At 71.1% G+C, this 14,197-nt stretch carries 12 protein-coding genes; 4 read left to right on the top strand and 8 right to left on the bottom strand.

What is annotated here, in order from left to right:
* Window positions 1–299 precede the first annotated feature (299 nt).
* Complete coding sequence (gene thpR / locus ACZ4WH_RS42950) at window positions 300–872, bottom strand: RNA 2',3'-cyclic phosphodiesterase (protein WP_468191485.1); 573 nt, start codon at window positions 870–872, stop codon at window positions 300–302.
* A 40-nt stretch (window positions 873–912) separates the two neighbouring features.
* Here thpR and ACZ4WH_RS42945 point away from each other — a divergent pair, with 40 nt between their 5' ends.
* On the top strand, window positions 913–1,458 hold the full coding sequence (locus ACZ4WH_RS42945) for a GNAT family N-acetyltransferase (RefSeq protein WP_468191482.1): 546 nt from the start codon (window positions 913–915) through the stop codon (window positions 1,456–1,458).
* A gap of 18 nt (window positions 1,459–1,476) precedes the next feature.
* On the opposite strand, the gene ACZ4WH_RS42940 is transcribed toward ACZ4WH_RS42945, so the two are convergent.
* Window positions 1,477–2,748 (bottom strand): MFS transporter, encoded by a 1,272-nt coding sequence (locus ACZ4WH_RS42940; protein WP_468191479.1) that lies wholly within the window; start codon window positions 2,746–2,748, stop codon window positions 1,477–1,479.
* Window positions 2,749–2,847: 99 nt separating this feature from the next.
* Window positions 2,848–3,285, bottom strand: a complete 438-nt coding sequence (locus ACZ4WH_RS42935) for a MarR family winged helix-turn-helix transcriptional regulator (protein ID WP_365709003.1) — start codon at window positions 3,283–3,285, stop codon at window positions 2,848–2,850.
* A gap of 155 nt (window positions 3,286–3,440) precedes the next feature.
* Here ACZ4WH_RS42935 and ACZ4WH_RS42930 point away from each other — a divergent pair, with 155 nt between their 5' ends.
* On the top strand, window positions 3,441–3,623 hold the full coding sequence (locus tag ACZ4WH_RS42930; RefSeq protein WP_392070322.1) for a ribbon-helix-helix protein, CopG family: 183 nt from the start codon (window positions 3,441–3,443) through the stop codon (window positions 3,621–3,623).
* Between the two features lie 10 nt (window positions 3,624–3,633).
* On the opposite strand, the gene ACZ4WH_RS42925 is transcribed toward ACZ4WH_RS42930, so the two are convergent.
* On the bottom strand, window positions 3,634–5,085 hold the full coding sequence (locus ACZ4WH_RS42925; protein WP_468191476.1) for an NCS2 family permease: 1,452 nt from the start codon (window positions 5,083–5,085) through the stop codon (window positions 3,634–3,636).
* Between the two features lie 150 nt (window positions 5,086–5,235).
* Here ACZ4WH_RS42925 and ACZ4WH_RS42920 point away from each other — a divergent pair, with 150 nt between their 5' ends.
* Together ACZ4WH_RS42920 and ACZ4WH_RS42915 are read left to right on the top strand one after the other, a co-directional pair.
* Window positions 5,236–5,502 (top strand): DUF2530 domain-containing protein, encoded by a 267-nt coding sequence (locus ACZ4WH_RS42920; protein WP_468191473.1) that lies wholly within the window; start codon window positions 5,236–5,238, stop codon window positions 5,500–5,502.
* Between the two features lie 102 nt (window positions 5,503–5,604).
* Window positions 5,605–8,001 (top strand): HAD-IC family P-type ATPase, encoded by a 2,397-nt coding sequence (locus ACZ4WH_RS42915; RefSeq protein WP_468191471.1) that lies wholly within the window; start codon window positions 5,605–5,607, stop codon window positions 7,999–8,001.
* 16 nt (window positions 8,002–8,017) lie between these two features.
* Here the strand turns inward: ACZ4WH_RS42915 and ACZ4WH_RS42910 are convergent, their stop codons facing one another.
* The 4 genes from ACZ4WH_RS42910 to ACZ4WH_RS42895 all read right to left on the bottom strand — a co-directional run bounded on the left by ACZ4WH_RS42910 (window position 8,018) and on the right by ACZ4WH_RS42895 (window position 13,985).
* Complete coding sequence (locus ACZ4WH_RS42910; protein WP_468191468.1) at window positions 8,018–8,848, bottom strand: hypothetical protein; 831 nt, start codon at window positions 8,846–8,848, stop codon at window positions 8,018–8,020.
* Between the two features lie 201 nt (window positions 8,849–9,049).
* Window positions 9,050–9,946, bottom strand: coding sequence for a hypothetical protein (locus ACZ4WH_RS42905; RefSeq protein WP_468191466.1), 897 nt, complete (start codon window positions 9,944–9,946; stop codon window positions 9,050–9,052).
* A 40-nt stretch (window positions 9,947–9,986) separates the two neighbouring features.
* Window positions 9,987–10,745, bottom strand: coding sequence for a calcium-binding protein (locus tag ACZ4WH_RS42900; protein ID WP_468191463.1), 759 nt, complete (start codon window positions 10,743–10,745; stop codon window positions 9,987–9,989).
* Between the two features lie 111 nt (window positions 10,746–10,856).
* On the bottom strand, window positions 10,857–13,985 hold the full coding sequence (locus ACZ4WH_RS42895) for a sacsin N-terminal ATP-binding-like domain-containing protein (RefSeq protein ID WP_468191461.1): 3,129 nt from the start codon (window positions 13,983–13,985) through the stop codon (window positions 10,857–10,859).
* Window positions 13,986–14,197 lie beyond the last annotated feature (212 nt).

Raw genomic sequence — 14,197 nt, 5'->3', positions numbered from 1 at the left:
TGTCCGGTTCCCTCCCCGGGGGTTTTTTGCTGGGGAAGGGCGGGGAGGAGACAACCCAGGGGGGGGGGGGGGGGCCCCCCCGGGGGGGGCGGCGGGGCCGCATTCGACATGCGGCCCCGCCGCGTGGGCGCGATCGGCCGAGGACGGCCCGCGGCCGCCGGAGCAGTCGCGGTCCCCGCGCCCCGGGCGCGGGGACCGACCGCTACCTGACAGCCGAAGCCAGGGCCACCACGACGAACATGAGAACAAGCGCACCGGCCATGATCCGGTTCCGGGTTTTCGGGTCCACGTATTCGAGACTAACCGGCCCCGCCCAACGCCCACCGCTCGACCACCTCGTACCGGGGCTGCTCCCCCGCCACCCCGGACGTCGGCAGCCGGCTGCGCACCAGCGCCAGGTCGGCCACGGTCCAGGTCCCGCTGACGAACTCCGCGAGGCCCGCCACATACGGCCGTACGTCCACCGCGTCCCGGCTGCGGGCCAGCGTCAGATGGGCCTTGTACCGCCGGTCTTCCCCCATCGGCACCCCGGCCTTCCGCGCCGCCGCCTCCGCCCGGTCGGCCAGCAGCCGCAGCGCCTCCACGTCCCCCCGGGCGCCCGTCCACAGCGCGCGGCCGTGGCCGAACTGGCCGCCGCCCGCGACGGAGAGCGGGAAGGGCGCCGTACGGTGGGCCGCGCGGGCCAGGCGGTCCGACAGCGCGGGTACGACGTCGTCGGCGACCTCGCCGTAGAACGCGAGGGTGAAGTGCCAGCCGGGGCGGGCGGTCCAGCGCAGCCGGCCGGCACCCGGCAGCTGCCTCAACCGGGCCACCTCCGCGGCGAGTTCCTCCACGACGTCCCCGGGGGGCAGTACGGCGGCGAAGAGTCTCATACACCTCACGATCCCAGACCCCGGCGGGCATCATGGACTCATGGCGATCACCGTTCGAGAAGGCCGCCCCGACGACCTGCCCGCGATACTCGGCATGCTCGACAGCAGTGTGGAGTGGCTCGTCTCACAGGGACGGACCGGCCAGTGGGGCACCGAGCCGCTGTCGGAGCACGCCAGGACCGTCGAGGCGGTCGCACGGGCCATGGACGAGGGCACCACGTACATCGCCGAGGTGGACGGCGTACCGGCCGCCACGCTCACCCTCACCGACGGGCCCGGCGCCTACCTGTCCCACCTTCCGCCGCCCGGCGAGCCCGAGCGGTACATCCACTGGCTCGCCTCCGACCGCCGCTTCAAGGGGCAGGGCGTGGGCAGCGCGCTGCTCGCGCACGCCGCCGAGGTGACCCGGCGGGCCGGCGTGGGCCTGCTGCGCGTGGACTGCTACGCGGGCGACGACCGCGGGCTCGTCGCCTACTACGAGGCCAACGGCTTCACCCCGACGCACACCTACACCCACGGCCCGGACGACTGGCCGGGACAGGTGCTGGCCCGGAGGGTCGACCAGGACCCTCCGGGAGAACACTGACGGGGCCGGACGGCAGGCTCACGCCGCCGTCGCCAGCCGCTCCCGTTCGCGCGGCACGAAGCGGACCCGCGGATGGCCGTGGTGCCAGCCCACCGACAGGCGCAGGCCGCCGATGCGGGCCAGGACCAGGCCGATCGCCCCGGCCGCCGCGGCCGACACCACACCGCCGGCCGCGAAGCCGATCCGGGCGCCGTAGGTGTCGGTGATCCAGCCGACGACCGGCGCGCCCAGCGGCGTACCGCCCATGAACACCATCATGAACAGGGCCATCACCCGGCCGCGCATGGCCGGGTCGGTGCCCATCTGCACGGCGGTGTTCGCGGTGACGTTGACCGTCAGGCCGAAGACCCCGATCGGGACCATGAGCAGCGCGAACAGCCAGTACGACGGCGCCACCGCCGCCACGGTCTCCAGCGCGCCGAACGCCAGCGCGGCGGCGATCAGGACGCGCAGCCGGGCCGTGCCGCGCCGGGCGGCCAGCAGGGCGCCCACCAGGGAGCCGACGGCCATCAGGGTGTTGAAGAGGCTGTAGGCACCGGCTCCGGCGTCGAAGACGTCGTCCGCGTAGGCGGACAGCCACACCGGGAAGTTGAAGCCGAAGGTGCCGATGAAGCCGACCAGGACGATCGGCCAGATCAGCTCCGGCCGCTTCGCCACATAGCTGAGGCCCTCCCGCAGCTGGCCCTTGCCGCGCGGCGCGCGCTCGACCACGTGCAGTTCGCGGGCCCGCATCAGCAGCAGGCCGGCGATCGGCGCGGCGAAGGACAGGCCGTTGGCGAGGAACGCCCAGCCGGTGCCCACGCCGGTGATCATCAGACCGGCGACGGCGGGGCCGACCAGCCGGGCGGACTGGAAGTTCGCCGAGTTCAGGCTGACCGCGTTCTGCAACTGCTCGGGGCCGACCATCTCGGAGACGAAGGACTGCCGGGCCGGGTTGTCGACCACCGTGGCCAGGCCGACGGCGAAGGCGGCGACGTAGACGTGCCAGACCTGGACATGGCCGGAGAGGGTCAGCGCGGCGAGCGCGAGACCGGTGACGGCCATCGCGGTCTGGGTGACCAGCAGGGCGGGGCGCTTGGGCAGGCGGTCCACGAGGACGCCGCCGTACAGACCGAACAGCAGCATCGGCAGGAACTGGAGGGCCGTCGTGATGCCGACGGCCGCTGAGGAGCCGGTGAGGCTGAGGACCAGCCAGTCCTGGGCGATGCGCTGCATCCAGGTGCCGGTGTTGGAGACGACCTGGCCGATGAAGAAGAGGCGGTAGTTCCGGATCTTCAGCGAGCTGAACATCGAGGACTTACGGGAAACGGGGGTGGTAGGGGCCGGTGCGGGGGCGGAAGGTGTTCCGGGTCCCGTACTCAAAAGGGTTCGCCTCCTTGGATCATGCGCTTACAGATGTGCGAGCTTCTCCAGCACGGGGGCGGCGGCGCGCAGAGTGGCCCACTCGTCCTCGTCGAGGCCCTCGACCAGGCCGGCCAGGAAGGCGTTGCGCTTGCGGCGGCTCTCTTCGAGCATGGCCTCGGCCTGCTCGGTCTGGGTGACGACCTTCTGGCGCCGGTCCTCGGGGTGCGGCTCGAGGCGGACCAGCCCCTTGGCTTCGAGCAGCGCGACGATGCGGGTCATCGACGGCGGCTGGACGTGCTCCTTGCGGGCCAGTTCGCCCGGGGTGGCGGAGCCGCAGCGGGCGAGGGTGCCGAGCACCGACATCTCGGTGGGGCTCAGCGACTCGTCGACCCGCTGGTGCTTGAGCCGACGGGACAGCCGCATCACGGCGGAGCGGAGTGCGTTCACGGCGGCTGCGTCGTCGCCATGGGTAAGGTCCGGCATGTTCTTTAGCGTAACTCATTACTCTCGCTAAAGACCAGTCGGGCGCGCCAAGGATGCCCGTGACACCCGCCACTGAACCCTGCGATCACCCGTACGGGTGAGCCGGTTCCGGAAAGCGATACATCGGACGGCCGGATATGGCGACCCTCGTACGCATGGGGACCAGTGTGCTCAGCCTGCGGATAGACGGGGAGCTGCTCGAACGGCTCCGGCACCACGCGGCGAGAAGAGGAATGAGCGTCCAAGACTATGTCGTCCGGACGCTCATTCGGGATGACTTCGACGAGCGGTTCCAGACCGCCGTCGAGGAGACGGAGAAGTTCTACGGCGTCACCTGACGCCCACCGGTCAGGTCAGGCCCAGGGCCGGCATCAGGTAGTAGAAGGCGAAGACCGCCGAGACGACGTACATCGCCGCCGGGATCTCCTTGGCCCGCCCGGCAACCAGGCGCAGCACCGTGAAGGTGATGAAGCCCATGCCGATGCCGTTCGTGATCGAGTAGGTGAACGGCATCATCAGCATCGTCACGAACGCCGGGATCGCGATGGTGTAGTCCGCCCAGTCGATCTCCTTGATGGAGTTCGACAGGATCAGGAAGCCGACCGCGACCAGCGCCGGGGTGGCCGCCTGGGACGGGACCATCGTGGCGATCGGGGTGAGGAACAGCGCGACGGCGAAGAGTCCGCCCGTGACGACGTTCGCGAGGCCGGTACGGGCGCCCTCGCCGACGCCGGCCGTGGACTCCACGAAGGCGGTGGTGGCCGAGGAGGAGCTGGCACCGCCCGCCGCGACCGCGAGGCCGTCCACGAAGAGGACCTTGTTGATGCCCGGCATGTAGCCCTCGGCGTCCGTCAGCTTGGCCTCGTCGCTGATGCCCATGATCGTGCCCATCGCGTCGAAGAAGCACGACAGCAGGACCGTGAAGACGAAGAGGATGCCGGTCAGCACGCCGACCTTGGAGAAGCCGCCGAACAGGCTCACCTGGCCGACCAGGCCGAAGTCCGGGGTGTCGACCGGGTTGCCCGGCCACTTCGGGACCGTCAGGCCCCAGGAGGGGATCGTGGCGACCGCGTTGATGATCACCGCGAGGACGGTCATGCCGACGATGGAGATGAGGATCGCGCCCGGCACCTTGCGGACGATCAGCGCGAAGGTGAGCAGCGCGCCCAGGATGAAGATCAGCACCGGCCAGCCGGTGAGGTGACCGCCGGTGCCCAGCTGGACGGGGACGGTGGTCTGGGCGGCGTCCGGCATACGGGTGACGAAGCCGGAGTCGACCAGGCCGATCAGCATGATGAACAGGCCGATACCGATGGAGATCGCCTTGCGCAGACCGAACGGCACGGCGTTCATCACGCGCTCGCGCAGACCGGTGGCGACCAGCAGCATGACGACGAAACCGGCGAGGACGACCATGCCCATGGCGTCCGGCCAGGACATGCGCGGCGCGAGCTGGAGCGCGACGACCGAGTTCACACCGAGGCCGGCGGCGAGCGCGATCGGCACGTTGCCGATGACGCCCATCAGCAGCGTGGAGAACGCGGCCGTCAGCGCGGTCGCCGTCACCAGCTGGCCGTTGTCCAGGTGGTGCCCGTACATGTCCTTCGCGCTGCTGAGGATGATCGGGTTCAGCACGATGATGTACGCCATCGCGAAGAAGGTGGCGAAACCGCCGCGCACCTCGCGGGCGAGGGTGCTGCCGCGCTCGGAGACCTTGAAGTAGCGGTCGAGGGCGCCGGAGGCGGGCGCGCCGCCCGGCTTTTCGGGGGTGGGGACCTTGGCGGGAGCCGAGGTGGACATGCGGGACCTCATCACCAGCGGGGTTCCCCCGAGCCCCGTTGGAGTTTCCTACGATCAGAAGTGGCCAGAGACAAACGGTTTCAGTATGAACGTATGAGTGGGAGATCGCTATCTCCGCGCGTAGACCCTGACGGCGCTTAAGCTGTGCGCATGGCTAAGTGGACCCCCAAGCACGAGGCGCCGGAGCCCCTGGAGGGGCCCGTGGTCGCCACGATCACCGGCGGCACCCTCGTGTGGTTCGTCCTCTTCCTGGTCCAGCTCCCCTTCTACGGCTGGTTCGACGACCACGGGCACGTGTGGTGGCTGTGGACCTGCCTGGCCGGGGGCGGGCTGGGACTGATCGGGGTCTGGTACGTGCGGAAGCGGGACGCCGCGCTGAAGCGGGCGGCGGCTTTGAAGGCGACGTCGGCCGAATAGCCGGCCGGCTGCGGCCGGCCACTGGAGACTCCGCCCCGAGCCCCGTTTCCGCCGGGCGAGCCGGGTGGGCGGGCGGGCGAAATCGCACGTAACGTCGACTGCATGAGCCATATAGACGCGGGCGCCGAACTCGACCCCGTGCACCCCGTGGCCCTGCCGAGGAGACCCTCGGCAGGGCTGACCGGTGCGGAGGTCGCGGACCGCGTCAGCCGGGGCCTCGTCAACGACGTACCGGTGCGCAGCAGCCGGTCGCTCGGGGAGATCGTCCGGGCGAACGTCTTCACCCGGTTCAACGCGATCATCGGCGTCCTGTGGCTGATCATGCTGTTCGTGGCGCCGATCCAGGACAGCCTCTTCGGCTTCGTGATCCTCGCCAACACCGGCATCGGCATCGTCCAGGAGTGGCGGGCCAAACAGACCCTGGACTCGCTCGCGGTGATCGGGGAGGCCCGGCCGACGGTACGGCGGGACGGGGTCGCGACCGAGGTGGCCACCAGTGAGATCGTCCTGGACGACCTCATCGAGATCGGTCCCGGCGACAAGATCGTGGTCGACGGCGTGTGCGCGGAGGCGGACGGGCTGGAGATCGACGAGTCGCTGCTCACCGGCGAGGCCGATCCCGTCGTCAAACGCCCCGGCGACCCGGTGCTGTCCGGAAGCTTCGTGGTCGCGGGCGGCGGCGCGTTCACGGCCACCAAGGTCGGCCGCGAGGCCTACGCCGCCCAGCTCGCCGAGGAGGCGTCCCGGTTCACGCTCGTCCACTCCGAGCTGCGCACCGGCATCTCCACGATCCTCAAGTACGTCACCTGGATGATGGTCCCGGCGGCCGTCGGACTCGTCATCACCCAGCTCGTCGTCGAGAACGACGACCTGAAGGACGCCGTCGCCCGCACGGTCGGCGGGATCGTGCCGATGGTCCCCGAAGGGCTGGTGCTGCTCACCTCCGTGGCCTTCGCGATCGGCGTCATCCGGCTCGGCCGCAAGCAGTGCCTCGTGCAGGAACTGCCGGCCATCGAGGGCCTGGCCCGCGTCGACACCGTCTGCCTGGACAAGACCGGCACACTCACCGAGGGCGGCATGGACGTCACCGAGCTGCGGACGCTGGACGGGGCGGACGAGACGTACCTGGGCAAGGTGCTCGGCGCGCTCGGCGAGTCCGACCCCCGGCCCAACGCCTCCCTCCAGGCGATCATCGACGCCTACCCGGACAGCGACGACTGGCGCTGCGTCGAGTCGTTGCCCTTCTCCTCCGCCCGCAAGTACAGCGGGGCCGCGTTCAGCGAGGGCGACGGCGAGACCAGCACCTGGCTGCTGGGCGCCCCGGACGTCCTCCTCGGCGCCGACGACCCGGCCCTGGCCGAGACGGAGCGCCTGAACGAGCAGGGCCTGCGCGTGCTGCTGCTGGCCCGCGCGCACCGCGACCTGGACGACGCCGAGCCGGCCCGGGGCGCCCGCCCCACCGCCCTGGTCGTGCTGGAGCAGCGGCTGCGGCCCGACGCCTCCGACACCCTGCGCTACTTCGCCGAGCAGAACGTCCGCGCCAAGGTCATCTCCGGCGACAACGCGGTCTCGGTCGGCACCGTCGCCGCGAAGCTGGGCCTGGACGGTACGGCGGTGGACGCGCGGCGGCTGCCCGCCGAACGGCCGGCCATGGCGAAGGCCCTCGACGCGGGCACCGTCTTCGGGCGGGTCACCCCGCGGCAGAAGCGGGACATGGTGGGCGCGCTCCAGTCGCGCGGGCACACGGTCGCGATGACCGGGGACGGCGTGAACGACGTGCTGGCCCTGAAGGACGCGGACATCGGGGTCGCCATGGGCTCCGGTTCCGAGGCCACGCGGGCGGTGGCCCAGATCGTGCTGCTGAACAACAGCTTCGCGACCCTGCCCTCGGTGGTCGGCGAGGGCCGCCGGGTGATCGGCAACATCACGCGCGTGGCGACGCTGTTCCTGGTGAAGACGGTCTACTCGGTGCTGCTCGCGGTGCTGGTGGTGTGCTGGCAGGTGGAGTACCCCTTCCTGCCCCGGCACCTGACCCTGCTGTCCACGCTCACCATCGGTGTCCCGGCCTTCTTCCTGGCCCTCGCCCCCAACAAGGAGCGGGCGAGACCGCACTTCGTGCGCCGGGTGATGCGGTACGCGGTCCCCGGCGGCGTGCTGGCCGGCGTCGCGACCTTCGTCACGTACCTGCTCGCCCGGCACCACTACACCGGCCCCGGCGCCCTGGCCGCGGAGACGAGCGCGGCCACCCTGACCCTGTTCCTGATCTCCATGTGGGTCCTGGCGATCATCGCCCGCCCCTACACCTGGTGGCGGGTGGCCCTGGTGGCCTCGATGGCCGTGGCCTTCCTGCTGGTCCTGGCCGTACCCGCGCTCCAGGGCTTCTTCGCGCTGAAGCTCGTCGGCATGACCCTGCCGTGGACGGCGGTCGGCGTGGCGGCGGTGGCGGCGGCCGTCCTGGAGTACCTGTGGAGGTGGGTCGGCCGCCGCTTCCCGGACTGAGTCCGATCAGGTGCCGCTACTGCACGTCGACGTAGTCACCCGTGGCGCTGACCGCCGGGGTGGTCGAGGTGCCCGCGAAGCTGAAGCGCCAGTAGCCGTCGTAGTTCGCGGTGGTGGTGGTCTTCAGGTTGCCGTACGCGTCGGCGTACACCGTCTTGACGGTGGCGTAGGAGGTCGTCCCCGCCTTGCGGAACTGGAGCTTGACCGGCTGGCTCGCGTAGCCGTGGTACTGGTGGTCCTCCCAGTTGGCGCGGGACAGCTTGCCCGTGACGGTGAGGGTCTTGCCCTTGCCGACCGGCTCCGGGCCGGCGTTGACCGTGAGCTTGGAGTAGCGCTGCACCAGGGTGCCGCCGAGGCCGCTCTGGTCCTTGTATCCGACCTTGCTCAGGTCGGGGTTGTTCTGGTCCTGGCCGTTGAAGGCGACGGCCTCGGCGGCCACACCCCAGGAGCCGGCCCAGGCGTTCTTCAGGTCTCCGTCGGCCGGGTAGATGTCGACCGTGCCCTTGCAGGTGGCCGTCGTCGCCGAGGTGGCGGTGCAGGTCGCCGGGTTGTCGCCGTACAGCTCGGCGGCCGGGGTGTCGTACGAGCCCTTGTAGAGGAAGGCGTCGGTGTAGAAGTCCTTCGCCGTGATGTTCACGTCGGAACCGTGCGTCAGCGTGTACGAGTAGGTGGCGCTGACCTCGTTGGTGGTGCCGACCTTGATCGCCTTGGCGATGGTGACGTTCGAGAAGCTGACGTTCAGCGTGTACGGCGTGCCCGAGTCGCCGGTGGCGTGGGCGGCCGGGACGGCGAAGGCGGAGAGGGCCAGGGCGCCGGAGACGGCGGCCACGGTGGCACGGATGCGCATGTGCGTTCCCTTGGAGGGAGAAGTGATCGTGGAGTCGGTCGACTCAGGCGATCAGATCCGCGAAGCAGGGAACGGGTTGTACGGCAAGACCTCGTTCCGGCCAGATTTGGACCGGGGATTACCGGCACATGACACATCCGAGAAGGAACGTTCCGCCCCCGGGAGCGACGGCAGGCACTCCCGGGGCCGGAGCCGTGCCGCTTACTTCACGTCGACGAAGTCACCCGTGGCGCTGATCGCCGGGGTGGTCGTGGTGCCCGCGAAGGAGAAGCGGTAGTAGCCGTCGACCGTGGCCTTGGTCGTCGTCTTCAGGTTGCCCGTGGAGTCCGTCTTGACGGTCTTCAGCGTGGTGTAGGTGCTGGAGCCCTTCTTGCGGAACTGGAGCTTCACGGACTGGCCGGTGTAGCCGTGGTACTTGTGGTCCTCCCAGTTGGCGCGGGAGAGCTTGCCCGTGACGGTGAGGGTCTTGCCCTTCTTCACCGGCTCCGGGGAGGCGTTGACCGTCAGCGTGGAGTTGCGCTGGACCAGGGTGGTGCCCAGGCCGAACTGGAGGGCGGTCTTCTCGCTGTCGAAGTCCAGGGCGATGGCCGCGCCGTGCCAGGTGCCGGCCTGCGCGTTGCGCAGCTTCAGGTCGGCGTCGGTCTCGCGCGGGTTGATGTCGATCGGACCCTTGCAGGTGGCCGTGGTGGCCGAGGTCTCGACGCAGGTGGCCGGGTAGTTGCCGCCCTGGATGTTCTCCGGGTCGTCGGAGGAGCCACGGTAGATCAGCGGGCCGGTGGCGAACGCGTCGCTGGTGACGTCGACGTCGGCGCCGTGGGTCAGCTTGTAGGTGACCGTGGTGGAGACCTTGTTGGTCGTCCCGACCTTGACCGCCTTGGTGATCTTGAAGTCGGAGAAGGAGACGTCGAGATCGCCGATCGGCGCGGAGGTGGCGGCGGTGGCCGTGAAGGCCGCCTTGCCCGAGGAGTGCTGCGCGACGGCCTTGAGGACGTCGGCGCGGTAGGACGAGCCGCCGTCCGCCGCGTACGCGGCCGGCAGGGCGAGGGCGGAGAGGGCCAGGGCGCCGGAGACGGCGGCCACGGTGGCACGAAGGTGCATGTGTTGTCCCTGAGTGGTGTGGTGCGGTGGATCCGGCCGCTTACTGCACGTCGATGAAGTCACCGGTGGCGCTGACCGCCGAGGTGCTCGTGTTGCCCGCGAAGGAGAAGCGGTAGTAGCCGTCGACCGTGGCGGTGGTGGTGGTCTTCAGGTTGCCCTTGGAGTCCGCCTTGATGGTCTTCAGCGTGGTGTAGGTGCTGGAGCTCTTCTTGCGGAACTGGAGCTTCACGGACTGCGAGCCGTAGCCGCCGTACTTCAGCGACTCCCAGTTGGCGCGGGAGAGGGCACCCGTGACGGTGACGGTCTTGCCCTTCTTCACCGGCTCCGGGGCGGCGTTGGCGGTGAGCTTGGCGGCGCGCTGGAAGGAGAAGGAACCGGCCTTGTCCTTCGAGATGAAGTCGTCGTCCTTGGCGTCGATCCAGGCGCCGACGTACCAGGTGCCGGCGTTGCTGTTGCTGAGGTAGTCGACCTTCGGGTCGATCTTCACCGAGGCAGTGCAGGTGGAGGTTGTGGCGTTGACGACGGTGCAGCTCGGCTTGCCGGTCATTTCCCAGCCGTAGCCGGGGCCCCTGAGGTCGAACGGATCGGCGCCCTTGATGCCCGAGTTGTCCGTCGCCGTCACGCTGACCTTGATGGTCACCGGGCTGGAGGTGCCGATGGACACCTTGTTGTCGCCGTCGACGACCACCTTGGTGATCTTCGTGTCACCGTAGCCGCCATCGGCCTGGGCGGCCGGCACGGCGAGAGCGGACAGGGCCAGAGCACCGCCGACGACGGCGACAGAGGCACGGATGCGCATGTGTTGTCCCCACGTTGAGATCTGAGGAGTCGGGTGACTCCGCAGATGTGACGCGGGGACAAAGTGAAAGGTTGTACTACTGGTGAATATTTCGTGGAGAAGCGAAAGAGGTCAGTCGAACCACCGGTCCCGCGCCAGCTCCTCCGTCCGCGACGGGTCCTCCAGCAGTGCGGCCACCTCGAACCGCCGGGGCCACTGCTTCGCCGCCCACGCCAGTCCTGCGGCGACCCCCTCCAGGGTGGCCGCGTGCAGCACACCGTCGTCGGTCAGCCGCCAGTCGATCTCCACGCCGTCCACGACGAGTTCCTCGTGCTCGACGTAGGTGTCCGGCGTACGCGGCCCGAGCAGCATCCGCACCGAGTCCGGTACGTCGTGCTCGGTCCCCTCGGAGTGCACCTCGCCGGTGACGGACTCGCTCAGCCGCCGCACCTGGAACAGCTCGGCCAGCTCGGCGGCCCGCGCCGGCCGGACCGGCAGCAGCGGCACACCGGAGGTGAACGGCAGCAGGTCCGGCGAGTCGACCACGACGGCCGACCCGGCGTCCACGACCTCCACGCGCCCGTCGACCACGGCCCGCAGCTCCTCCGGCAGGGTCACCTGCTCGGGGTCCAGCTCCGCCAACGCGCTGTAGAGCCCGTGCAGTTGGGCGGACGTGACGGGCCGCTCCGGATCGGCGAGGCGGTCCAGCAGCTCGGCGGCGCCACCGGGCTCGTCCAGCAGCGCGCCGACGGAGGTGCGCACGCCGAGCGCCCGCAGCACCTGCTCGTCCTCGAACCCGGTGGCGTCGGCCTCGTCGTACAGCCCGCGCAGCAGCGGGTCCCCGCCGGCCGCGAGCAGCCCGGCCGGGCGCCGCCCGTCGAGCACCGGGTGCCCGCGCAGCCACCACGCGGTGTACGGCCGTACGACCTCATGGGTGCCGTCGGGCAGCAGGATGCGCACGGGCTGGGTGAGGGCGTCCCGCAGCGGCGGCTGGGCCAGCAGGGCGAGCGCCTCGGGCCAGTGGTCGTCGTCCACCAGGTCCAGGTCGCGCACGGCGACGAGTTCGGTGGCGACCGGCGGCACCGGGCTGTCCGGGAACCGGTCGAGGATGTCCTCGCACCACACGTCCACGGCGTCCAGCAGACCGGCGTCGTCCGGCTCGGCGTAGTCGCCCTCCCGGGGCTCCAGCTCGTCCGGGTCCAGCACGACGTCCGTGGCCCGGACGAGCGCGAAGTCGGCGAGCACCCCGCACGCGGCGAGCGGCTGCTCCCCCCACTTCTGAGCCAGGTCGGCGTCCACGGCGGCCAGTTCGCCCTCCCGGATCACCCGGGCGAAGGGGCTGCCGGGGAACACCAGCTCACCGGCGGGCGCGAGTTCCCCGTCCTCGTCGGGCAGCGCCAGAGCGCCCAGCCAGGGCTCGTCCCCCGGCTCCAGCCCCGCGTCACGCACCAGCCCGAGAACCGTGTCGGCCAGCTCCTCGGCGTCCGGCGCGTCCTCCTCCCAGCCGAGACCGGCATCCTCCTCCAGCGAGCCCGCGACGGCCGCCCGCACCTGCGGCGTGGTCAGCACCGCGCGCGGGGTCGCGGGCAGCGCGCCCAGCTTCTCCAGCAGCGGATGCGCGGCGTCCGCGTGCGCCACCTTCAGCCCGAGCCGGCCCAGCACGTCCGGATCGATCCGGGCGGCGTCCGCCGTGGGCAGCAGCACCTGCCGAGGCCCGATCGTCGTCCTTCCGTCGGCGAGCGGCACCGGCAGCCCCGACAGCCGCTCCGGATCGACGCCGGCGAGGCTCTCGTACAGCCGCCACCACCACTCCGGCTCCTTCTCCAGCCCGGCGAGCCGGTCGATGGCGTCGGCGAGCGGCAGCCGGGCGACCCCGAGGGTGCGCAGCTCGACGCGCCGCTCCAGCCCCGCCGGGAGCAGGGTGGGCAGCACCTCGGCGAGCACCCGCACGGTGTCGGCGCCGGCTCCCTCCACGATCTCGGCGTCGCGGGGCCGCAGCGCCTCCGGCAGCTCGTCGTCGCCCTTCGCCTCGACGGCCGGGGGCAGGAAGGCGGTACGCGGCAGCCGCTCCAGCACGGCCTGCCGCAGGGCCCCGTCCAACGCTCCCTTGCCGAGCGGCCCCGGCACGAGATCGATGATCCCGGCCAGCACCGGCCGCCAGGCGGCGAGCAGTTCGGCGTAGGCATCGGCAGCGCGCTCCACCAGGAAGTCGGTGAGCGGACCGGGCGCCGCGTGCCGACGGGTGGTGTCGAGGGGGAAGGAGGTGATGAGCAGCGCGGGCACACCGAGGGGCTCGTCACTCGGGGTGGGCGCGTGCACGACCGGGCTCGTACGGGGCCGGACCGGGGCGCCATAGGCGTCGACGGGCACGGCCCAGGTCACCGACCAGTGCGGTCGCAGCCGCTCCTCGACCGGCCGATCGGCGAGGAGATCAGGGGTCAGCGCCCCGTTCGCAGACGCGGTACGCCAGTTGGTGATGCCGTCCCGCGAGTCCTCCACGACGGTGAAGGGACCGTCGGTACGCCGGCTGAGCGTGCGGGGAGCCTCGCCGTTGACCTCCACGACGACCTCCGCCAGCCCCGGCAGGGCGAGGAGCAGGGCGTCATCGATGCCGTCGAGCAGCCGCTCGGCGAGATCGGCGGCGGCGGCGTCGCGCAGCGGCAGGATGACGGCGGTGTCGTACGGCTCAGGCGCGGTGCCCTCGGCGGCGAAGGGCAACCGGAGCAAGGGCACGTGCCCGTCCCGCCGCCGCACCTCGTCCCCCAGCCCGGGACTGTGCCGGGCGGTGTCAGCGGCCAGCTCCCTCGCTTCGGCGAGGGACCAGCGAACGCCCCCGTGGCGCCCCACGATCGCCGGTTCGTCGGTCACGGCGAGTACGGCGGCGAACCCGACCCCGAACCGGCCGACGGCACCGTGCGTCGCCTCGGCGTCCCGCTTCGCGGAGGCCCGCAGCGTGGACAGCGACTCGACACCGGCCGCGTCCAGCGGGGCACCGGTGTTCGCGGCCACGAGCACGCCGTCGCGGAGGGTGAGCCGCAACCGCCCCGGCACGTGCGCCCGCGCGGCGGCGTCAGCGGCGTTCTGCGCCAGCTCGACGACGAGCCGGTCCCGGTACCCACCGAGGACGAGATCCTCCTCGGCGTTGGCGTCCTCCCGGAACCGGGCGGGACTGGTCGCCCAGGCGTCGAGAACACCGCGACGCAGACGGGCGGTGCCGAAGGGGTCGGCGCCCTCGGCCGCCGGCCGCACGAACTTGCTCACGTTGACTCTCCTCTACGACGTGAGGACGAAGGTACAGCGAGGAGGCACCGGAGACCGAAGGGAGAGGTCAGGGGGGCGGGGGGTGCGGGGGAGCTGCGCGGGGGGCGTGTTGATGTTCCCGGTGCTGTGAGGTGACCGTTGGGCCGCTCGCTTCTCGGCCAGTGTCGTGCTTCCACGGGCCGCCTCAAGGGCGCTGCGCGTCGCCTTCGGCG

The sequence above is a fragment of the Streptomyces sp. NPDC029138 genome, from assembly GCF_055564375.1.
This window is presented reverse-complemented; position numbering and strand designations above follow the sequence as displayed.